At 66.3% G+C, this 21,467-nt stretch carries 18 protein-coding genes; 8 read left to right on the top strand and 10 right to left on the bottom strand.

Going from position 1 to position 21,467, the window contains the following annotated elements:
- Nucleotides 1-178: 178 nt before the first annotated feature.
- On the bottom strand, nucleotides 179-1,123 hold the full coding sequence (locus BTH42_RS07950) for a LysR family transcriptional regulator (RefSeq protein ID WP_075297615.1): 945 nt from the start codon (nucleotides 1,121-1,123) through the stop codon (nucleotides 179-181).
- A gap of 186 nt (nucleotides 1,124-1,309) precedes the next feature.
- On the opposite strand from BTH42_RS07950, the gene BTH42_RS07945 reads away from it, so the two are divergent.
- From BTH42_RS07945 to BTH42_RS07935, 3 genes are all read left to right on the top strand, one after another.
- Entirely contained in the window at nucleotides 1,310-2,242 is a 933-nt protein-coding gene (locus BTH42_RS07945; RefSeq protein WP_075297613.1) for a dihydrodipicolinate synthase family protein, read from the top strand.
- 75 nt (nucleotides 2,243-2,317) lie between these two features.
- Nucleotides 2,318-3,607 carry an FAD-binding oxidoreductase gene (locus BTH42_RS07940; protein WP_075297611.1) on the top strand — a complete coding sequence of 430 codons (1,290 nt, stop codon included), beginning with the start codon at nucleotides 2,318-2,320 and terminating at the stop codon, nucleotides 3,605-3,607.
- A 156-nt stretch (nucleotides 3,608-3,763) separates the two neighbouring features.
- Complete coding sequence (locus tag BTH42_RS07935) at nucleotides 3,764-4,489, top strand: TetR/AcrR family transcriptional regulator (protein ID WP_075297609.1); 726 nt, start codon at nucleotides 3,764-3,766, stop codon at nucleotides 4,487-4,489.
- Between the two features lie 124 nt (nucleotides 4,490-4,613).
- Here the strand turns inward: BTH42_RS07935 and BTH42_RS07930 are convergent, their stop codons facing one another.
- The 3 genes from BTH42_RS07930 to BTH42_RS07920 form a co-directional block, all read right to left on the bottom strand.
- Nucleotides 4,614-6,236 carry a glycoside hydrolase family 28 protein gene (locus BTH42_RS07930; protein WP_083654695.1) on the bottom strand — a complete coding sequence of 541 codons (1,623 nt, stop codon included), beginning with the start codon at nucleotides 6,234-6,236 and terminating at the stop codon, nucleotides 4,614-4,616.
- Between the two features lie 401 nt (nucleotides 6,237-6,637).
- Nucleotides 6,638-7,990, bottom strand: coding sequence for an MFS transporter (locus BTH42_RS07925; RefSeq protein WP_075297605.1), 1,353 nt, complete (start codon nucleotides 7,988-7,990; stop codon nucleotides 6,638-6,640).
- A gap of 46 nt (nucleotides 7,991-8,036) precedes the next feature.
- Complete coding sequence (locus tag BTH42_RS07920) at nucleotides 8,037-8,975, bottom strand: shikimate dehydrogenase (RefSeq protein WP_075297603.1); 939 nt, start codon at nucleotides 8,973-8,975, stop codon at nucleotides 8,037-8,039.
- 440 nt (nucleotides 8,976-9,415) lie between these two features.
- On the opposite strand from BTH42_RS07920, the gene BTH42_RS07915 reads away from it, so the two are divergent.
- From BTH42_RS07915 to BTH42_RS07905, 3 genes are all read left to right on the top strand, one after another.
- Entirely contained in the window at nucleotides 9,416-11,299 is a 1,884-nt protein-coding gene (locus BTH42_RS07915; protein WP_075297601.1) for a bifunctional sugar phosphate isomerase/epimerase/4-hydroxyphenylpyruvate dioxygenase family protein, read from the top strand.
- A 218-nt stretch (nucleotides 11,300-11,517) separates the two neighbouring features.
- A complete protein-coding gene (locus BTH42_RS07910; protein WP_075297599.1) occupies nucleotides 11,518-11,850 on the top strand; it encodes a hypothetical protein in 333 nt (110 codons plus the stop codon).
- A 153-nt stretch (nucleotides 11,851-12,003) separates the two neighbouring features.
- Nucleotides 12,004-12,258: a hypothetical protein gene (locus BTH42_RS07905; protein ID WP_075297597.1), complete on the top strand. Its 255-nt coding sequence runs from the start codon at nucleotides 12,004-12,006 to the stop codon at nucleotides 12,256-12,258.
- Nucleotides 12,259-12,398: 140 nt separating this feature from the next.
- Here BTH42_RS07905 and BTH42_RS07900 read toward each other — a convergent pair whose 3' ends face one another.
- The 6 genes from BTH42_RS07900 to BTH42_RS07875 form a co-directional block, all read right to left on the bottom strand.
- Complete coding sequence (locus tag BTH42_RS07900; RefSeq protein ID WP_075297595.1) at nucleotides 12,399-12,725, bottom strand: hypothetical protein; 327 nt, start codon at nucleotides 12,723-12,725, stop codon at nucleotides 12,399-12,401.
- 25 nt (nucleotides 12,726-12,750) lie between these two features.
- Entirely contained in the window at nucleotides 12,751-13,518 is a 768-nt protein-coding gene (locus BTH42_RS07895; protein ID WP_075297593.1) for an AraC family transcriptional regulator, read from the bottom strand.
- 140 nt (nucleotides 13,519-13,658) lie between these two features.
- Nucleotides 13,659-15,092 carry an FAD-dependent oxidoreductase gene (locus tag BTH42_RS07890; RefSeq protein WP_075297591.1) on the bottom strand — a complete coding sequence of 478 codons (1,434 nt, stop codon included), beginning with the start codon at nucleotides 15,090-15,092 and terminating at the stop codon, nucleotides 13,659-13,661.
- Nucleotides 15,089-15,364 (bottom strand): 2Fe-2S iron-sulfur cluster-binding protein, encoded by a 276-nt coding sequence (locus BTH42_RS07885; RefSeq protein ID WP_075297589.1) that lies wholly within the window; start codon nucleotides 15,362-15,364, stop codon nucleotides 15,089-15,091. The genes BTH42_RS07890 and BTH42_RS07885 overlap by 4 nt, the downstream gene beginning before the upstream one ends.
- Complete coding sequence (locus BTH42_RS07880) at nucleotides 15,357-16,535, bottom strand: FAD-binding oxidoreductase (protein ID WP_075297587.1); 1,179 nt, start codon at nucleotides 16,533-16,535, stop codon at nucleotides 15,357-15,359. The genes BTH42_RS07885 and BTH42_RS07880 overlap by 8 nt, the downstream gene beginning before the upstream one ends.
- Nucleotides 16,532-17,494, bottom strand: coding sequence for a 4-hydroxyproline epimerase (locus BTH42_RS07875; RefSeq protein ID WP_075297585.1), 963 nt, complete (start codon nucleotides 17,492-17,494; stop codon nucleotides 16,532-16,534). Before BTH42_RS07875 ends, BTH42_RS07880 begins: the two co-directional genes overlap by 4 nt.
- 490 nt (nucleotides 17,495-17,984) lie before the next feature.
- Between BTH42_RS07875 and BTH42_RS07870 the strand changes: the two genes are divergently transcribed.
- Together BTH42_RS07870 and BTH42_RS07865 are read left to right on the top strand one after the other, a co-directional pair.
- Nucleotides 17,985-19,286, top strand: coding sequence for an MFS transporter (locus tag BTH42_RS07870; RefSeq protein ID WP_075297583.1), 1,302 nt, complete (start codon nucleotides 17,985-17,987; stop codon nucleotides 19,284-19,286).
- A 347-nt stretch (nucleotides 19,287-19,633) separates the two neighbouring features.
- Nucleotides 19,634-21,415: an MFS transporter gene (locus tag BTH42_RS07865; RefSeq protein ID WP_075297581.1), complete on the top strand. Its 1,782-nt coding sequence runs from the start codon at nucleotides 19,634-19,636 to the stop codon at nucleotides 21,413-21,415.
- Nucleotides 21,416-21,467 lie beyond the last annotated feature (52 nt).

Genomic DNA, 21,467 nt, shown 5'->3' with positions numbered 1-21,467 from the left:
GAGGCGCTCTTCGGTCCGGATCGACCCTACAGTGTCGCGGCTACAACACTCACCGAAGGCGGATGACAAACCGCGAACAGGCATGAGATATTGGACGTCTTTCGGGTTACGCAAAACCGCCGTCAACGGCGGTTTTTTCGTTTCCGGCGCCGGCGTTGCAGCCGTTGCGTAGCGATCCTTACGGTTTCGTCTGCTGATGCGCTTGCGCGCGCAACAGCGCGATAAACCGTTCGGCCGGCGGCGACAGTACCCCGCCCTTGCGTGTGACGACGCCGAACGTCTGCGACGGCGACTTCAGTTTGACCGGCACGACGCGCAGCATTTTATGTCGCACGAACGGTCCGGCAATCGCGCTCGGCAATAGCGACACCAGTTCCGCGCTGCTTTGCAGCAACGCGACCGTGACGAACGTCGATGCGGTCGAGATCGGATTGCCGGGCATGTCGAGGCCGGCCAGATCCATCTCGCGTTCGAGCAGCGCATGCAGCGGCATATGCGACGGATACATGACCCAGCGATGTCCGGCCAGCTCGCGCAGCGTCATCTCGCGGCGCGGCAGCGGCGGGTGTTGGTAGCCGACCACCACTGATAAAGGCTCGTCGCCGAGTTGCCGGTACTGATACTTCGACGGCTCGGCCGCGACCGCCGCGCGCCCGACCACCAGATCGAGCCGGCCGTCGTCGAGTTGCGCGAGCATCCGCGCGCTGGTGTCCTCGACCACCTCGATCGACAGATCCGGCTGCGCCGCATGCAGCTGATTCAGCGCCGGCACCACGCAGTCCGGAATCGCGCCCATGATCGCGCCGACCGCGAGCCGGCCGCCGCGCCCCGAGCGAATCTCGGCGACGTCCTGGCACAGCGCGGTCAGGTCGGTCGTGACCACCCGCGCGTAGCGGATCACGCAGTGGCCGAGCTGGTTCGGAATCATCCCGGTTTTCGAACGCTCGAACAGCGGCGCTTCGAGCATCGATTCGAGTTCCTGCAACGCCTTGCTCGCGGCCGACTGGGTCATCGCCATTACGCCGGCGGCTTTGTGCAGCGACTTGTGGTCGTCGAGCGCGATCAGCAGATGCAGCTGCTTCATGCGCAGTTTCGAGAGCAGGACGTTCAGCGTGTCTTTCATCGGAAGAAGATGCAGTGGCGGCGAGGTGAGTCGCAAAAGCGATCACAGGATGGAAACAATTCAATATACCTGCGGGCCGTGGAGCCGTATAGTCGGCGGCACGGACTTTCAACGGGTGCGCGCTGCGCTCAACCAACGCGAGCGCATCCGATCCATTCAAAAGCATCGCCGGAGACGAGAATCGCCATGATCCAATCCCAGACCCAGGCCGCGCTGCGCGGCGTCTTCCCCGTCGTCCCGACGATCTTCGACGAGGCCGGCCGCCTCGACCTCGAAGGCCAGAAGCGCTGCCTCGACTTCATGATCGACGCCGGTTCGAACGGCCTGTGCATCCTCGCGAACTTCTCCGAGCAGTTCGCGCTGTCCGACGACGAGCGCAACACGCTGATGCAGGTCTCGCTCGAACACGTCGCCGGCCGCGTGCCGGTGATCGTCACGACCACCCATTTCAGCTCGTACCAGTGCGCGGAGCGCAGCCGCGCCGCCCAGGCCGCGGGCGCCGCGATGGTGATGGTGATGCCGCCGTATCACGGCGCGACGATCCGCATCGGCGAGCGCGGCATTGTCGAGTTCTATCGCACGGTCTCCGATGCGATCGACATTCCGATCATGATCCAGGACGCGCCGGTCAGCGGCACGCCGCTGTCCGCGCCGTTCCTCGCCCGGATGGCGCGTGAAATCGAACACGTGTCGTACTTCAAGATCGAAACGCCGCAGGCCGCGAACAAGCTGCGCGAGCTGATCGAACTGGGCGGCGACGCGATCGTCGGTCCGTGGGACGGCGAAGAGGCGATCACGCTGATGGCCGACCTCGATGCGGGCGCGACCGGCTCGATGACGGGCGGCGGCTATGCGGACGGCATTCGCCTGATCATCGATGCATACGCGGCCGGCGATACCGAACTCGCGGCCACGCATTATCAGCAGTGGCTGCCGCTGATCAACTACGAAAACCGCCAGGGCGGCCTCGCGTCGTGCAAGGCGCTGATGAAGGAAGGCGGCGTGATCCGCTCGGACGCGGTGCGTCATCCGCTGCCGCAGATGCATCCGGCCACGCGCGAAGGATTGCTGAAGATCGCGCGCCGGCTCGATCCGCTGGTGCTGCGCTGGGGCCGGTAACGCGCTGCGACACACAGGCTGGACGCCCACCCGCGATTGCCGCTACGCTAGGGCCTCTTCAGAGGCTCTAGTCCCATGCAAAGTTTCTACGAAGCGACCGTCACCCGCCCTTCTGCGTACACGCCGCTCAATGGCCGGCGCAGCGCCAACGTGTGCATCGTCGGCGGCGGACTCGCCGGATTGTCCACCGCGTTGGGACTCGCGGAGCGCGGCGTCGAAGACGTCGTCGTGCTCGAAGCGCGGCAAGTCGGCTTCGGCGCGTCGGGCCGCAACGGCGGCTTCGTGTTCGGCGGCTACAGCCTCGATTGCGCGGACCTGCTGAAAACGCTCGGCCCGCTCCGCGCGCGCGAACTCTATACGCTGACCACCGACGCGGTCGATCTGATGCGCAAACGCATCGCGCGCTACCGGATCGATTGCGACGCGACCGACGCCGGCGTGATCCTCGCAAACTGGTTCGACGAACCCGCACGGCTCGACACCCAGCGGCGGCTGATGCGCGATTCGTTCGGCGTCGACTGGGAACCGCTCGGCGCCGATGCACTCGCGACGCAACTGAACACGCACCGCTATCACGGCGGCCTCTTCGAGCGCAACGCGTTCCACTTCCATCCGCTCAAGTACGTGCTCGGGGTCGCCGCGGCGGCCGCGCGAGCCGGCGTGACGATCCACGAAAACTCGCCGGTCGTCAGCCTGCAACGCGACGGCGCCGGCTTCGTCGTGCAGACCTCGCACGGTGCGCTCGACGCGCGTCACGTCGTGATGGCCGGCGGCGGTTATGCGCGCAACGTGTATGCGCAAGTCGAACGCGCGGTGCTGCCGATCGCCACCTACGTGATGGCCACCGAACCGCTCGGCGCGCGTCTGTCCGACGCAATCGCGACCCGCGCCGCGATCTACGACACCCGTTTCGCATTCGACTACTACCGGCCGCTGCCCGACACGCGCATCCTGTGGGGCGGCCGCATCTCGGTGCGCGACCGCGAACCGGCCGCGATCGCGCGGCTGCTGCGCCAGGATCTGCTGAAGGTTTGCCCACAATTGCACGACGTGCGTATCGAATATGCATGGGGCGGCCTGATGAGCTACGCGCGCCACAAGATGCCGCAGATCGGCCGCAGCACGGACGGCGTCTGGTACGCGGTCGGCTTCGGCGGTCACGGGATGGCGCCGACCACCGTGTCCGGTGAACTGCTCGCGGCGGCGATCGCCGGCGAGCGGCCGGTGCCCGATGCGTTCGCGGCCTTCGGCCTGACTCGCACCTACGGCGCGCTCGGTCTGGCCGCCGCGCAGCTGACCTACAGCGCGATGCAAACGCGCGATGCGTGGGCCGCGCGCCGCCGCCCCGCGCGGCCTGTCACGTAAGGCGTCTGTAAAAATCGACGGGCGTTGCCGGCTCTCCCAGCGATGTCCGGTCACAATCCAACGACGCCCCGCCGAAGCCCAGCCCAAGCCCGAAAGCCGCGCCGGAGGCGGGTTTGCCCATGCTAGAATGCGCCGTCACTGCCGCTTGAATACACAATGAAAAAGGGAAGCAAGGCCACCGAGCCTGATAGCAACGGCATCGTCCAGGAGACACCCACTGCCGATGCCCGTCGTAGCGACGTCCGGCGTGGCGACACCCGGCGCAAGTACGATCCGGAGCAGACGAAACGCAACATCCTCGACGTCGCGACCCAGGAGTTCTCCGCGATGGGCCTGACCGGCGCACGCGTCGATGCGATCGCGGAACGCACGAACACCACCAAGCGCATGCTGTACTACTACTTCGGCAGCAAGGAAGGGTTGTACCAGGCGGTGCTGGAAAAGGTGTACGGCGACATTCGCGCGCTCGAACAGGATCTGCACATCAGCGAACTCGACCCGGTCGAGGGCATGCGCGCGCTGGTCGAATTCACGTTCGACTACCACGACCGCCAACGCGATTTCGTGCGCCTCGTGACGATCGAAAACATCAACGGCGCGAAATACGTCGAGCAGGTGAAGACGTTCAAAGGCCGCAACGTCACGGTGATTCACACGATCGAAGATCTGCTCGCGCGCGGTATCGCGTCCGGGCAGTTCCGCAGCGACATCGATCCGATCGACCTGCATCTGATGATCAGCTCGATGTGCTTTCACCGCGTGGGCAACCGTCATACGTTCGGCACCGCGTTCGGCCGCGACCCGTCGCATCCGCGGCTGCGCGCGCGTCATCGGGCGATGATCGTCGATATGATCCTGCGCTACGTGAAAAAGGAAGCTTGACCGCGCGCGCATTGCGCGGCGGTTCAAATGCACGAATGCAAAACGGGAGGCGGTGAAAACCGCCTCCCGTTTTTTTATCTGGCGCCGCACGCCACATCACGAAGCGCGCGGTCCATTCAGCCGCTTACTGCCCCGGCAAACCGGTCACGTTGGTCGACGTCGCCGCCAGCGTCGGCACGAGGTTGTTGCCCGCCGCGTCCTTGATCGTGCTGTTGGTGAAGGTCCAGTTGCCGGCATTGGCAATCGACCCCGCGCCCACCGAAGCACCCGACGATTTGGACGCCGTGATGTTCACGTTGTTGAACGTGAAGTTGGTGAAACGCCCCTTCTCCGCTTCGCCGGCGATCGTATAACCGGTCACGCCGAACACCGCGCTCTCGACGTGCTTCATGTTGATGTTCTCGAACTTGAAGTTGCGGTAAATCGGATAGCCATCCGAAGCATTCGCGGGCATCGCGAGAATCGACGGCCAGTACGACGGTTCGAGGTAAGTGGTGCCGAACGTCGCCGGCACCGTGCCACCGGCCGGCCAGTTCTCGTTGCCCTGCATGAAGTAGTACGCGTCGTCGACATTGATGTCGTGCACGTAGACGTTTTCCATCGTGCCGCCGCGCGTCGGCGCCGACTTGAACACGAACACGCTATACACGGCCGGGCCGCCCGCCTTGTAGCCGACGTTGCTGTTGATCTGCCCGGTCAGCGGCGACACCTGAATATTCGACACTTCGATGTTGTTCGCGCCGCCCGAGGTTTCGCTGCCGATCGTGAAGGCCGTCGCGCCGGCGCGCACCGTCGAGTTGCGGATCACCACGTTGGCGGTCGGCTTGTTCACGCGCAGCCCGTCGCCGTCGCGGCCCGACTTGATCACGAAGCCGTCGTCGTTGGCGACGATGTCCGCGTTCTCGACGAGGATGTTGGTCGACGAGTCCATATCGATGCCGTCGGTACTCGGCATGATCCCGGTCGCGGCGGTCGGGAAGTTGTAGACCTTCACGCCGTCCAGATGCAGCTGGTCCGAATAGCACAGGTGGATGGTCCAGAACGGCGAGTTCTGCACGGTCACGTCCTTGATCGTCACATTGCTCGACTCATAGGTTTCGATCCCGCGCGGCCGCTGTTCGTCCCAGTTCAGCGCCCAGCCGACGCCCAGCGACGAGTGGAACGACGTGCCGTCCGCGTAATAGTGCGTCCACCACGCCTGGCCATTGCCGTCGATCACGCCCTTGCCGGTGATCGTCACGTTCTGCGCGTTGCGCACGTTGATCAGCGCGGACGCCCAGTTCATCTCGATGCCCTGCACGCGGGTCGGCACCTGCGGATACAGCGCGAGACCGTCCGGATAGAAGCCGTTGGTCACGCCGGACGCGATCGTGGTCTCGACGTTCCACCACGTCTGCGCCTGGATCGCCTTCAGCGTCACGCCTTCGTCGAGTTGCACGGTGGTGTTCGAGCCGACGAACAGCGCGCCGGTCATGAAGGTGCCCTGCGGGAACGTGACCGTGCCCTTCGCGGCGCTCGCCGCGTTCAGCGCTTTCTGGATCGCGGCGGTGTCGTCGGTCGAGCCGTCGCCCTTCGCGCCGTAGTCCGCGACGTTGAAGGTCGTGCTCACCTGCGGGGACGAAGCCGGCGTGTCCGGCTTCGACGGCGTTGCCGCCGCTTGCGAATCACTATCGCTGCCCGACACCCCGCCGCCGCAACCGGCCAACGCCATGCATGCCACTGCGATCGCCAACAATCCCGTCCTCATGTCCCCTCCAATGGTTTCAAGTTACGACTCGAAAATTATGTAGTAGGCATTCTCTTTATTGGTGGGATGTCATACAAGATGGTTTACCCTTGTAGGACGGTGTAATGCTCAGAAATTACTTTTGTCGCATTGATTCGTGTGATTACCCTCTAATTTATTGAGAATCAACGTAGTTTTTAGAAAATTACGCAATGTAATTTCCACCTCCGTACGCAGTAGTTTTTACTGAATTTAGCGAGTTTATAAGACATCCTATAACTAGGCGTGCTTTGACGCCCGCTTGGCCACTCCCCGCCCCAAACGCAAAAATCCCCGGTCATCGCCGCTTTCGCGACAACAACCGGGGATCCGGGTACAGCAACCGGCCGTCGTCGACCCGCGACGACGGCCCGCGAGACCGCTCAATCCACCAGCACGATCCGCTTGATATCGCCGACGATAAAGATGTACGACAGCGCGCCGACCAGCGCGATCACGCCGATAAACACCAGCGCGCCGACGAACGAGCCGGTCGCCGCGACGATCAGACCGACCACCAGCGGCGTGATGATGCCCGCCAGGTTCGCCGCGAAGTTGAAGATGCCGCCGGTCACGCCGAGCAGACCTTCCGGCGCGATATCGGAAACCAGCGTCCAGCCGAGCGCGGCCATCCCTTGCGCGAAGAACGCGACCGACAGGATCGCGATCACCACCACGTTGCTTTCCACGTAGTTCGCGAGAATGATCGTCGACGCGAGCAGCAGGCCGGCGATGATCGGCAGCTTGCGCGCCACGTTCGCCGAGACGCCGCGGCGCAGCAGCCAGTCGGAGAACACGCCGCCGAACATCACGCCGATCGACGCCGCGATGAACGGCATGATCGCGAAGAAGCCGATCTTCAGCCACGCCATGTGACGCTCGGTGGCGAGGTAAGTCGGGAACCACGTGAGGAAGAACACCAGCGTCGAGTTACCGGCGAACTGGCCGAGACAGATGCCGGTCAGCTGACGATGCTTGAGCAGCTTGCCGATCGTGCCCCACTGGAAGCCGCTCTTCTTCGGCTCCGCTGCGGCATCCGCACTCTGGTTGCTATGCGTGAGACCGCCGCCTGCTTCGATGTAGTCGAGTTCTTCCTGATTGGCCGACGGATGATCGCGCGGCTCGCGATACAGCATCCACCAGATCACGCCGAACACGATACCGACGCCGCCGACCACGAGGAACAGCGAGCGCCAGCCGAACGCGCCCATCAGCATGAACAGGAACGGGCTGAAAAACGCGAGGCCGATGTATTCGCCGACCGTGTAGGTGCCGGTCGCCATCGCGCGTTCGCTTTGCGGGAACCATGTGGCGACCACGCGGCTATTGGTCGGGAAGCACGGCGCCTCCGACACGCCCAGCCCGAGCCGGAACGCGAACAGGCCGCCGATCCCGCTGACCAGACCTTGCGCGAGCGTGCACAGCGACCAGAAAGTCATCGACAGGAAGTACGTGAGCTTGCTGCCGAAGCGGTCCAGAAACAGACCGCCCGGAATCTGCGAAGCCACATAGCTCCACGAGAACACCGAGAACAGCAGACCCATCAGCGCGGCGTTGATGCCGAGTTCCTTGGTCAGCTGCGGCGCGGCGATGCCGAGCACGGTGCGGTCGAGGTAGTTGATCATCGTGCCGATCGCGAGCAGCGCGAGGATCTTGTAACGCGCTTTCGAACGGCGGCCGGTGCTCACCGTCCGGCCGTTTTGCGCGGGTTTGCTGGAATGAACCGATTGCTGCATGTCCTGATAGTCTCCTCAGCTTGTGTGCCGGTCTTTACGCGGCCGGTTAGCGTTGCAACAGCGCTTGAAAATGGGTGTACACGCGCTCGGCATCCGGTTCGAGGCCGGTGAAAATGCGCATCGCGTCGACCGCCTGGTAGACCGCCATCCCGCCGCCGCTCAGCGTGCGGCAGCCGAGCGCCTCGGCGGCCTGCAGCAGCGAGGTGCGAATCGGGAAATAAACGATGTCGGCGACCCACAGGTCGCGGTGCAGCAATTCGGCCGGCAGCGGCAGGCCCGGCAGTTTCGCCATGCCGGTCGGGGTCGCGTGGATCAGCCCCTGCGCGGCCGCCATCGAGTCCGCGAGCGAGGTACCCGCGCTGACCTTGGCGTTCGGGAAACGCTGCTGCAATTCGGCGGCGAGCGACTGCGCGCGGTTCGCGTCGACGTCGAACAGCGTCAACGCCTGGGCGCCCATGCTCAGCGCCGCATGCGCGACCGCCGCGCCCGCGCCGCCCGCGCCGAGCTGCACCACGCGCTCGAGCGCGACGCCCGGCAGACCGCGCTGGAACGCGCGGGTGAAACCGGAACAGTCGGTGTTGTGACCGATGCGCTTGCCGTCCTTGAACAGCACGGTATTGACCGCGCCGAGCGCGCGCGCTTCGTCGGACAGATCGTCGAGCAGCGCAATCACCGCCTGCTTGCACGGGTAGGTGATGTTCAGACCGTTGTAGCCCGTCCGTTCGGCCGCGGTCAGCAGCTCCGGCAACGCGGACGCGTCGAGCTTCTGCGCGTCCAGATCGATGCGCCGGTACACGTAATGCAGACCGAGCTTGCTGCCCTCTTCCTCGTGCATCGCCGGGGTCAGCGAGCCGCTGATGCCGGCGCCGATCAGGCCGACCAGGTATGACTGCGGGGTCGCCCGCAAGCTCGCCTGGGCATTCGCCAGCGCGGCGATCTGCGCATCGTCGCGCGGGTTGGGTTGAGTGTTCGCTTGAGTGTTCATTTCACCGCCCTATCCTTAAGAATTGTCGCCATCCGTTCCAGCGCGAGCCTATAGCTCTGGGGTGCCGGGCAGGTTGAGATTCGGTCCGTTCAGGACCCGTACGGAGGCAAAGCCCATGACGACGACTCCTGCAATGTAAAACGCGTGTAGAGGCGCGGCATGCGCGGCGCTCTTTCGACGCGTAGCGAAGTGTGCGCGCATCCGCGCTCGCCGTCATTCGGGGTTTGTACGAATTTGTACCATCTAGTTAGTTTGTATAGACTATCGAAACTCGCGGCTAGTGTGGGAGTTTTCTGGCTTGCGTCTTGCTGAGGTGGGTAACGAAGTGGCCCATTTTGCGCAACGCAGCAAGCTGTCGAGCCGGCGCCGGCCGGCGCTTCCCACCTGTTTGCCCGCTTACGTTTTCACCTTCGTCTGTTCGTTTTCCGTAGGAGCCGTTCATGCAACGTTCGATTGCCACCGTGTCGATTAGCGGGACCCTCGTCGAGAAGCTGAGCGCGATCCGCGCGGCCGGCTTCGAAGGCGTGGAGATCTTCGAGAACGATCTGCTGTACTTCGACGGCTCGCCCGCCGACGTGCGCCGGATCGCCGACGATCTCGGGCTGAAGATCATGCTGTTCCAGCCGTTCCGCGACTTCGACGGGGTCAGCCCGGAGCGGCTCGAACGCAATCTGGAACGGGCCAGGCGCAAGTTCGACGTGATGCACGAGCTCGGCACCGACCGCATCCTCGTGTGCAGCAACGTGTCGCCGGAAACGATCTGCGACGACGCGCTGATGATCGACCAGCTCGGCGCGCTGGCGCGCGCGGCCGAAGCGGCCGGCGTGATCGCCGGCTATGAAGCGCTGGCGTGGGGCAAGCACGTGAAGACCTACCGCCATGCGTGGAAGCTGGTCGACGCGGTCAATCATCCGAATCTCGGGCTGGTGCTCGACAGCTTCCATACGCTGTCGCTGAACGACACGCCGGACGCGATCGCCGATATTCCGGGCGAGCGCATCGCGTTCGTACAGATCGCCGACGCGCCGAAGCTCGCGATGGACGTGCTCGAATGGAGCCGCCACTACCGCTGCTTCCCCGGTCAGGGCGACTTCGATCTGGCGAACTTCACCGCGCAGGTCGTCAAGGCCGGCTACAAGGGGCCGCTGTCGCTGGAGATTTTCAACGACGGTTTCCGCGCCGCGCCGACCACGATCACCGCCGCGGACGGTCATCGCTCGCTGCTGTTCCTCGAAGAGCAGACCCGCGAGCTGCTCGAAAAACAGCAACAAACCGCGACCGATCTGTACCGCTCGCCGGCGGCGCCCGCGCACGTCGGCTATCAATTCCTCGAATTCGCGGTCGACCCGACCACGCGCGAGCGGCTGGTCGACTGGCTCGGCCGGCTGCGCTTCCGCCAGGCCGGCGAGCATCGCTCGAAAGACGTGACGCTGTTCCAGCACGGCGCGGCCTCGATCGTGCTGAACGCCGAACCGGATTCGTTCGCGAACGCGTTCTTCCAGCAGCACGGGCTGTCGCTGTGCGCGTCGGCGTTTCGCGTCGACGATGCGAGCCAGGCGTTCGAGCGCGCGGCCGGCTTCGGCTACGCGCCGTTCTCCGGCCAGATCGGCCCGAACGAGCGCGCGCTGCCCGCGGTCCAGGCGCCCGACAGCAGCCTGAACTATTTCGTCGACGAAACCCCGGATCAGCCGACGCTGTTCGAAGCCGATTTCGTGCTGACCGACGTCAACGGGCCGACCGAAGTCGGGCCGCTCACGCGGATCGATCACGTGTGCCTGTCGGTGCCGGCCGAGTCCCTCGATACCTGGGTGCTGTTCCTGCGCACCGCGCTCGGCTTCCAGGCGGAAGCCGGCGTGCTGGTGCCCGATCCGTACGGCCTCGTGCGCAGCCGCGCGCTGCGCAGCCACGACGGCTCGGTGCGGATCGTGCTCAATGCATCGGTGGATCGCCATACGGCGGTGGCCGAGGCGCTGCACACGTATCACGGCTCGGGTCTGAGCCATGTCGCGTTCAGCACCGGCGACATCTTCAGCGCGATCCCCGAATTCGTCGCCGACGGCGTGCCGGTGCTGCGCATCCCGCGCAATTACTACGACGACCTCGAAGCGCGCTACGCGCTGTCGGACACGATGCTCGAAGCGCTGCGCGCGAACAACATCCTCTACGACCGCGACGAGCGCGGCGGCGAGTTCTTCCACGCGTACACCGAACAGCTCGACCAGCGCTTCTTCCTCGAGATCGTCGAGCGGCGCGGCGGTTACGACGGCTATGGCGCGGCCAATGCGGCGGTGCGGTTGGCCGCGCAGGCGCAGCGGCGTAAGTAAGCGGACGTCCTCGTGCGCTGCCGCTAAGCGATCCGCATAAGCGGCAGCGCCCTTCTCCACGAAACGCGTTCAGGCACGCGACCTGCGTGCCAACCGGGTCCGCCGCGCCGTCTCGATATAATGGCGCCTCTTTTGCAGTCCAGCCCGCGTCATGTGCGCAATGCTCGGCGCGCGCGCCGGACCGTCCGCCGAACCGCCGAATCAACGCCAGGAGAGCCATGAAGAAGTTCGTTGTAGTCCTGTCCCTTCCGCTGCTGCTCAGCGCTTGCGCGTATTTCCAGAAAAATCCGGATGCCGGCGAGCCCGTCACGGACACGACCACGCAACGCTCGGTCGACGATGTGGTCGCCTGCCTGACCCAGTTGGCCAACAAGCACAATGCGTCGTTCAAGTCGACCGCGATCCCGCAGGGCCAGATGCTCGACTTCGGCGACTCCAACGTGATCAAGGTGCGCAGCGACGCCGGCGCGACGACTTACCGTTTCTATGCGGGCAAGCGCCACGTCAGCAATCTGTGGATCGAAGCGGCGGCCAAAACCTGCGCCCCGTAAGGTTTTGGTGCGCATAACGCAAGGTTTCGGGCGGCTTTTTTCCAGCCTTTTGCAATGTTCATGTCACGGTGTTACAGGACAATGGAGTCTTAAGAATCGTTTAAGACTTCGTCCGCAAGATGCCCGGACATGTCACCGCACGAGGTGTGCTCCATGAACCAGCCCGAACCGAATACCAACCCGACACCGGCCAAACGGCCGACGATGCTGCGCCGTCTGCTGAGCCATCACGAACTGGCGACGCTGCTGCTGTTGCTGCACGCGCCGATCGACGCGTCCGCGAAACCCGAGATTCCGCAGCTTTATGAGGCGGGTCTCGTCGAGACCATTTCGAACGATGCGGGCACCCCGCATATCCGTCTGACCAAGGAAGGCAATGCGGTGCTGCGCGGCCTCGGTATCAAGTAACTAGCCAGTCACCCGTCACGCGCAGCCGCCTGACGAACCTCTCCGAATCTTTCCAGGGCCGCGCCGGCATTTGCAGTCGACGCGGCCTTTTCCATTTTTGGCCGCGATACTCAAGCGAGTTCACCCGAGCGCGCAGCCGCTCACGCCTGCCACACCCCGTACCCCGCCTCGCGCAGCCCGATCGCCAGTTCCACTTCCATATCCTGCGCGCCCCGATACGGCATCGGGTTGTACACCTCGTAGAGTTCGGGCAGCAGGCGCAGACCGTAGTCGCGCACATAGCGATTGGACTGGATGCCGGCCTTGTGGCGATCGAAGCGCAAGTCCGGATCGAGCCCGGTCATGCCGACATAAACGCAGGGTTTGAGAAACCGGTAATCCGGATTCGCGCGACGAAACCGGGCCTCGTTCCAGACCCGGTCGTCGAGCGCGACGACGTACACGTAGTAGTGATGCCGGCCAGCCATTACACGATTACCCAGAGAATGCGGGCTAGTTGCGCATGGTGCCGTGCAGCAGCATCCGGTATTCGGTCGGCGTCACGCCGACCGTCGCCTTGAATTGCCGCGTGAATGCGCTGTGATCGGTGTAGCCGCAGCGCGCGGCGACGTCGGTGACCTTGTCGTTCGACACCAGCAGCGCGGTCGCCGCGTCGAGCCGGGTTTTCAGCAGCACCTGGCGCGGCGTCAGATGAAACACCTTGTGGAAATAACGCTCCAGTTGCGCGACCGACATGTCCGCCATCGCCGCCAGTTGCTTCAGGTTCAGCGGCTGCACGTAGTTTTGCTGGATCGACTGCACGACCGCGGCGAGCCGGCTGTAGGCGGGGTGGCTGCTTTCGTCGGCTTTGAGGTCGCGCGAGATGCCGGCGAGGCCGACCACCTTGCCGCTCGCGTCGCGCAGCGGCTGCTTGCAGGTCAGGCACCAGCCCGGCTGGCGCCCCGGATACAGATGCAGTTCGAGCTGATCGAGCATCTGATTGCCGACGCCGATGATCGCCTTGTCCTGCGCGGTGTAGACGCGGCCGAAGCGGCGCGGGAACACGTCCTCGGCGGTCTTGCCGAGCAGCGCGGCCTTGTCCTTGAAGCCGCAGCGCGAGGCCAGCGTGCGGTTCACGAGCGCGTAGCGGGCGTCGGCGTCCTTCACGAAGAACACGACGTCCGGCATCGCGTCGAACACCGGCTCGAGCAACCTGAAGTGCGTCAGCATGCCGGAGAGCGTCGTTTCGTCCGATTCGAGCGGATTGGCCAGCGTGTTCATCGTGCGGGTTCCGTGGTCGGGGTCTCGTGATTACGGTTGGTCGCGGGTGCCGGGTTGCCAGCGCGCGCGGCCGGTTGCGATCGATTATAGAGCCGCCCGCTGGCCGCCAAAATCCGCCGCGCGAGCGCTTCCATCCGTCATCACGCGCCCGCTGGCGGCTCGGCCGCGCTCATCAGCGTGTCGATTCGCGCGGGGCTGAACGGCGAACGCGGTGCGGCGGACGGCCAGCCGAAATACAGGTTCGCGGCCGCGCCGCAGATGCGCCCCTGGCACGGGCCCATCCCGCAACGCGTTTGCAGCTTCGCGTCGCGCCAGTCGGCGCAGCGGCGCACGTCGCCGATGCTCACGTCTTCGCAGCGGCATATCAAAGTCGAATCGGCGGGCGGAGTGCGGGCGGCGTCTCCTAACGCAAATGACGCCGCGACCCGCGCGCCGAAGCGTCGCCAGCGCGCGCGCTGCGCGATCAGTCGTTGCAGCGCGGCGGCGTGGGTGGCGGGTTCCGGCGCCGCGTGTGCGGTGGGGGATGCACCAGCTTGCGTGGTGGAATGCGCGGCGGCATGCGTACCAGCTTGCGTACCAGCTTGCGTGGCGGCTTGCATACCGCGTCGCGCCGCGGCTTGCGTCGCTATCTCCGTGCTCGCCAGCAATCCGGCAATCTCGCCCTCCGCACAGGCGAGTTCCGCGCCGCCGACGCCAGTGCACTCACCCGCCGCGTACACGTAGTCGAGCGAGGTCCGCTGTTCGGCATCGACGACAATTTCACCGGCGTCGTTGATCGCACACCCAAGCGCCTGCGCGAGCGTCACATTCGGCAGCAACCCATACCCACACGCGACGCGCTCGCAGTCGAGCGTCACATCGCGCGCGCCACGCCGGATCGTCACCTGCTGCACGCGTCCGGCGCCGCGCGCTTCGCGCACGATGCTGCCGGTCCAGTAGCGCAGCCCGGCGAAACCGCGCGTGAGGCCGAACGCCTGGCGCAGCTTGGCGGGCTCGCGCAGCAGCGAAGCGCCAAACCGCGCGACCTCGCCCGCCGGCGCCTGCTCGACCACCGCGATCACGTGCGCGCCGGCGTCGCGCGCGGTCGCGAGCGCTGCGATCAACAACGGTCCGCTGCCCGCGATCACGATCCGTTCGCCGCGCACCGGCAGGCCGCCCTTGATCAGCGCCTGCAACGCGCCGGCGCCGGTCACGCCGGGCAAGGTCCAGCCGGGGAACGGCAGCAGTCGTTCGCGCGCGCCGGCCGCAAGGATCAGGCGCTCGTATGTGATCGACACGCCGCCGTGCTGCGCCGATTCGAGCAGCAAGCCCTGCCGGCCGAGCGGTGCGATTACGCGAGTCGACGGCCAGTTGGTGACGCCGGGCTGGGTCTGCAATGCGGCGAGCAGCGCATCCAACGGCGCCTGCGGCGGATAAGCCGGTCCCTGGCGCCAGATCTGACCGCCGGCGCGCGGGTTGTCGTCGATCAGCGCGACCGTCGCGCCGGCCCGCGCCGCCGCCTGCGCGGCGTTGAGCCCGGCCGGCCCGGCGCCGATCACGACGATGTCGAAGTGTTGTGCGAGTGGCTGCGTCATGCGTCGCCCGGCTGTGTTTGTGTGTCGATGCGCTGACCGTCGCGGCACAGCGTCTGGCACGCGAGCACGTGCGCGCGGCCATCGATCGTCACGCGGCATTCCTGGCACACGCCCATCCCGCACAGCGGCGCGCGCGGCTCGCCGCTGACCGAGCGCCGCGCGCCGGCGACACCCGCGATCGCGAGCGCCGCGGCGACGGTCGTGCCGCTTGCGACGTCGATGGCCCGACCATCGACGGTCAAACGCACGCGCGCGGATCGATCGTTAATCATGCGTCACCTGTTCGGCAAAACGGACCGGCAGATAAGGCTCGGCCGGAATCGCCGCCGCGCCGCCGACGATCTGCGCGGCGAGCAGCTTCGCGGTCGCGAGCGAGGTCGTCACGCCAAGTCCTTCGTGACCGACCGCGAGCCAGACACCGGACGCGGCATCGCCCGCGACTGCAGGCACGAAGCCGCCGGCCGGCCCGATCAACGGCAGACCATCCGGCGATGCCGCCCGAAAACCGGTCCACGCGCGAATCCCGCTGAGCGTCGGCAGCGCCGGCAAATACTGCGCGGCGCGTTGCAGCATCCGCGCGAGCACCGGCATTTCGACCGCGGGATCGGTGGTGTCGAACTGGCGCGACGAGCCGATCAGCAATTGCCCGGTCGGGCGCGGCTGCGCATTGAACGCGACCGACGTGCCGGTCGCGTGATGCGCGCTCTTGATATAGCCGAGTTCGAGCAGTTGATGACGAATCAGCCCGGGGTAACGGTCGGTGATCAGCAGATGGCCCTTTTTCGGTTGCAAGGGCAGCGCGGGCAACAATTGCGCGGCGCCCATGCCGTTGGCCACGATCACGTGCGCGGCGCTGATGCGCTCGCCGTCCGCCAGCGTGACGCCATTAGCCCTATTAACCCCAGCAGTCCCATTAGCGCCAACCGACACAACCGCCGCGCCCAGCCGCACCCGAATATTCGCCGCATGCGGCGATTGCGTAAGCAGCCATTCGGCCGCGGTCGGCGCATAGACGATGCTGTCGTGCTCGATCCGCAACCCGCCCGCCATCGATTGCGCGAGCGCCGGCTCGCAAGCCCGCAACGCGCTCGCATCGAGCAGTTGCGCGGCGACGCCCTGCGCCGCGAAGCCGGCGTGCATCGCGCGCGCGGCCTGCCACTCTTCGTCGTCGGCGGCGACCCACAGCGTGCCGCAGCGCGCGAACGCGTCGCGCGTGCGCAACTGCGGCGCGAGTTCCAGCCACAGCTCGCGCGAATAGCGGCTCAGCGCGAACTCCGCGGGCGAGTCGTTCATCACGACGATATGGCCCATGCCCGCCGCGGTCGCGCCGCCGCCGATCCGTTGCGCGTCGAGCACGTCGACCCGCATCCCGCGCGCGGCCAGTTCGGCCGCGCACGCGGCGCCGACGATGCCCGCTCCGATCACCACCGCGTCCGCGCTCATGCGGTGCGAATGCCCCACGCGAACGGATCGCGCTCGTCGAAGCACAGGCGCCCCTCGGCCATGATGTGCGCGTGACCGGTGATGGTCGGAATCACGTGGACGCCGTCGCCGGCATCGCGATAGCTCGCGTCGAACACGCTGCCGATGATGCTCTCCTGCCGCCACACCGCGCCCTCGGCGAGCTTGCCGTCGGCGGCCAGACACGCGACTTTCGCGCTGGTGCCGGTGCCGCACGGCGAGCGGTCGTACGCATTGCCGGGGCACAGCACGAAACTGCGGCTGTCGAGGCCGTCGCGCGAACCCGGTCCGAACAGCTCGATATGGTCGATCAGCGCGCCGTTCGCGCCGGTGATGTGCTGCGCGATCAGCGCATCGCGAATCGCCGAGCTGAACGCAGTCAGATGCGCGAGCCGCGCGGCGTCGAGTTGCTGCCCATGCTCATGCCCGGCGACCAGAAAGAACCAGTTGCCGCCCCAGCCGATGTCGCCTTTGAGCACGCCGTAGCCGGGCACATCGACGGATACCGCCGCGCGATAGCGATACGCGGGCACGTTGCGCACCGCGACGCTGCCGTCGTCGTTCAGCGTCGCCTCGACCACGCCGACCGGCGTCTCGATCCGATGCCGGCCCGGGCCGATACGCCCCATGTGCGCGAGCGACACCACCAGCCCGATCGTGCCGTGCCCGCACATGCCGAGATAGCCGACGTTGTTGAAGAAGATCACGCCGGCCGCGCAATCGGGATCGTCGGGCTCGCACAGCAGCGCGCCGACCACCACGTCCGAGCCGCGCGGTTCGGTGACGATGCCCGCGCGCCAGTCGTCGAAGCGCGTGCGGAAAACGTCGAGCCGTTGCGCGAGCGTGCCGCCGCCGAGGTCCGGGCCACCCGACACCACCAGGCGGGTCGGTTCACCGCCGGTGTGCGAATCGATAATGTCTACGGTTTTCATGGTGTTCATGGTAGAAACCGCGGGCCCGCGGGTCTTGGTGCGCGTGCGCGCGGATCGTGACGATTTCGGCACATTGGTGCGCGCGGAAATTGCGCTGCGCGCCGGCGTCAATCGGGATGCTCGACGGCCGTTGGCCGCGCATCGCGTCAGCGTCGGCCTGGCGCGGATTTCGGCACATGCATGCTCCGCTTTAATCAATCCGCCTCGCCGGCAAATCCCTGGCCGCCACCGCCCTGATCCGGGACCGGCCGCAACGGCCCCACGCTCATTCAAAACGCCCGCTCCGACCCGAGCTAATCAAGCGTTTTATGCGCGTTGATGGAGCCCCAGCTTTCGTCCTGTAAAATCCGCGCCGGCCTTTGTCGTCAGCGCGGCCGCCTTATCCGGGCGGCGCGCCGGTGTCCCGTGCTCTACCCAGCGCCTGCCACACTTCTCGCCCGACGACCGCCGTCTGTCCACGCTGCCCGCGTGGCGTCCAATTCATCACAACGATCTAGCAATGCAAGCGACCAATCTGGGTGGAGCGCAGGCTGCCACCCCACGCCCGCTTGGGCACAGCGATTACAAGACGCTCGGTCTCGCCGCGCTCGGCGGGGCCCTCGAGTTCTACGACTTCATCATCTTCGTGTTTTTCGCGCCGGCGATCGGCCAGCTGTTCTTCCCGGCCGCGATGCCGGACTGGCTGCGTCAGGTGCAGACCTTCGGCATCTTCGCGGCGGGTTATCTGGCGCGCCCGCTCGGCGGCATCATCATGGCGCACTTCGGCGACCTGTTCGGCCGCAAGCGCATGTTCACGCTGAGCGTGCTGCTGATGTCGGTGCCGACGCTGCTGATGGGCCTGCTGCCCACCTACGCGAGCATCGGCGTGCTCGCGCCGGTGCTGTTGCTGCTGTTCCGCGTGATGCAGGGCGCGGCGGTCGGCGGCGAAGTGCCGGGCGCGTGGGTGTTCGTCTCCGAGCACGTCCCGCAGCGCCACGTCGGCTACGCGTGCGGCACGCTGACCGCGGGCCTCACCGCCGGCATCCTGCTCGGCTCGCTGATCGCATCGGCGGTCAATCGACACTTCTCGCCCGCCGATATTTCCGCATACGCATGGCGGATTCCGTTCCTCGTCGGCGGCGTGTTCGGGATGTTCTCGGTCTATCTGCGCCGCTGGCTGCACGAGACGCCGGTGTTCGCCGAACTGAAGCAGCGCAAGGCGATTGCCGCCGAAGTGCCGCTCAAGGCGGTGCTGCGCGACCACGGCCGCGCGGTGATCGTGTCGATGCTGCTCACGTGGATGCTGTCGGCGGCGATCGTCGTGGTGATCCTGATGACGCCGACGCTGCTGCAAAAGCAGTTCCATCTGGAGCCGGCCACCGCGCTGCTGGCGAACTGCGTGGCGACGCTGTGCCTGACGATCGGCTGCGTGATGGCGGGCTCGATCGCCGGACGCATCGGGCCGGGGCGGACGATTTTCGTCGGCGGTCTGGCGCTCGCGGTGACCTATTACGTGATGTTCACGCAACTCGCCGTCGATACCTCGGCGCTGGTGCCGCTCTATGCGCTGGCGGGGCTGTTCGTCGGCGTGATCGGCGCGATTCCGCTGGTGATGGTGCGCGCGTTTCCGCCGGTCGTGCGCTTCTCGGGCATTTCGTTCTCGTATAACGTCGCGTATGCGGTGTTCGGCGGGCTGACGCCGATCGCCGTGTCGCTGATGATGAAATCGAATCCGCTGGCCGCGCCGCTGTATGTCGCGGCGATCTGCGTGCTGGGCGCGCTGACGACGTTCTTTATCAAGGACGCGCCGCAGCAGCGGTGAGTCGAGTTGTTCCGAGTCGCGCGGGCGGTGGCCTCGCGACTCGAGCCGGCTGTTGACGACGGCGCGCTGTTTCAGCGCGCCGTTTCTGTTTGCGGGAGCTGTTGCGGGAGCTGTTGCGGGAGCTGTTGCGGGAGCTGTTGCGGGAGCTGTTGCGGGAGCTGTTGCGGGAGCTGTTTGCCCGCGCTCACGCAGTGCTGCGCGGGCCGCTTCGCGCAGAACCGCCGGCTCACGCATTCCCGTGCAGCGTTCCATTTACATGCGTTTCGCCGACCGCGCCCGCCACCGCTGCATCGATACTTCAGCCCACAGCGAAACATCGCGCGCCGCATCCGTCTTACGATGCAGCCATGAACTCCTCCACTCCGTCCTTCTCGCCCGCCCTCGGCCGCGTGCTCGCGACCGTCAGCGTCGGCTTCGTGGTCACGCAGCTCGATGTGACCATCGTCAACATCGCGTTGCCGAAAATCGGCGCGGACCTGCATGCGAACGTCGCGGGGCTGCAATGGGTCGTCGATGCGTACACGCTTGCGTTCGCGGTGCTGATGCTGTCGGCCGGCGCGCTCGGCGACCGCTTCGGCGCGCGGCGCATGTATGGGTGCGGGATCGTGCTGTTCGCGTTGGCGTCGCTCGCCTGCGGACTTGCACTCGATGCGCCGATGCTGATCGCCGCGCGTGCGCTGCAAGGCATCGGCGCGGCCGCGATGCTGCCGAACTCGCTTGCGCTGCTGAACCAGTCGTTCGGCCATGAGCCGAAGCTGCGGGCGCGCGCGGTCGGGCTGTGGACCGCGTCCGGCGCGATCTCGATCGCGGCGGGGCCGGTGCTTGGCGGGCTGCTGATCGCCGCGTTCGGCTGGCGCAGCATCTTTCTCGTTAATCTGCCGATCTGCGCGGCGGGGTTGCTGGCGACGTTGCGGTGGATTCCGCGGGCGGGGGTTGCTTCTGGCGCTCCGGTCGCTCCGGTCGCTCCGGTCGCTTCTGGCGCTTCTGGCGCTTCTGGCGCTTCTGGCGCTTCTGGCGCTTCTGGCGCTTCTGGCGCTTCTGGCGCTTCTGGCGCTTCTGGCGCTTCTGGCGCTTCTGGCGCTTCTGGCGCTCCGGTCGCTTCTGGCACTTCTGGCGCTGCGGCCGCTCAGTCCGCTCAGTCCACATCAGCCACATCAGCCACATCAGCCACATCAGCCACATCAGCCACGGCAACCAAGGCAACCAAGGCAACCGCGTCGCCCCCCTCAACCGCTTCGGTTCAATCAACCGCATCAACCGCATCAACCGCGTCTCCCGCCGCGCGCGGCACCCCCGCTACGCATTCCGGCGGCATCGACCTCGGCGGCCAGGCACTGGCGATCGTTGCGTTGACCGCCTTCGTCGCCGCGGTGATCGAATGGCGGCCGCTCGGCCTCGCGCATCCGGTCGTCGCCGGCGGCTTCGTGCTCGCGTTGCTGGCGGGCGGCGCGTTCCTGCTGGTCGAAGCGCGCGTCGCGCGACCGATGCTGCCGCTGTCGTTATTCAGCACGCGCACCTTCAGCGCGGCGGTGCTGTTCGGCATCTGCGTGAATTTGACGTACTACGGCATGGTGTTCGTGCTGAGCCTGTATCTGCAGCGGGTGCGCGGCTACACGCCGTTGCAGGCCGGTCTCGCGTTCCTGCCGCTGACGGGCGGCTTCCTGATTTCGAACGTCGCGAGCGGCTGGGTGGTCGGCCGCTTCGGCGCGCGGGTGCCGATGATCGCCGGCGCGATCACCGCCGGCCTCGGCTATGGACTGCTGCATTTCGTCGACGCCGACACCCCGCTCATCGGCCTGCTGCTGCCGTTCCTGCTGATTCCGTCGGGGATGGGGCTCGCGGTGCCGGCGATGACGACCGCGGTACTGGCGTCGACCGAAGCAAAGCGCGCGGGCACCGCGTCGGCGGTGCTGAACACTGCTCGCCAGGCGGGCGGCGCGGTCGGCGTGGCCGCGTTCGGCGCACTCGCGGGCGGTGCGGCCGCCACGCAGATCGTGCCCGGAATGCAACTGGCGACCGCGATTTCGGTGGGGTTACTGGTGCTGGGCGGCGTGCTCGCGTGTCTCGTGCATCCGCAGCCGCATGCGGCCAGGTGCACGGGGCGCCGGGCGAGCGCCGCCGGCGAGTGACAGGCGGTAAGTGGCGGACCAGGTGACGGATAGTCAGCGAAAAGCCAGCGGG

The sequence above is a fragment of the Burkholderia sp. SRS-W-2-2016 genome (assembly GCF_001931485.1).
GTDB lineage: Bacteria > Pseudomonadota > Gammaproteobacteria > Burkholderiales > Burkholderiaceae > Paraburkholderia.
Note: the sequence above shows the minus strand (reverse complement) of the source record. Positions and strands in the feature narration are given on the sequence as shown.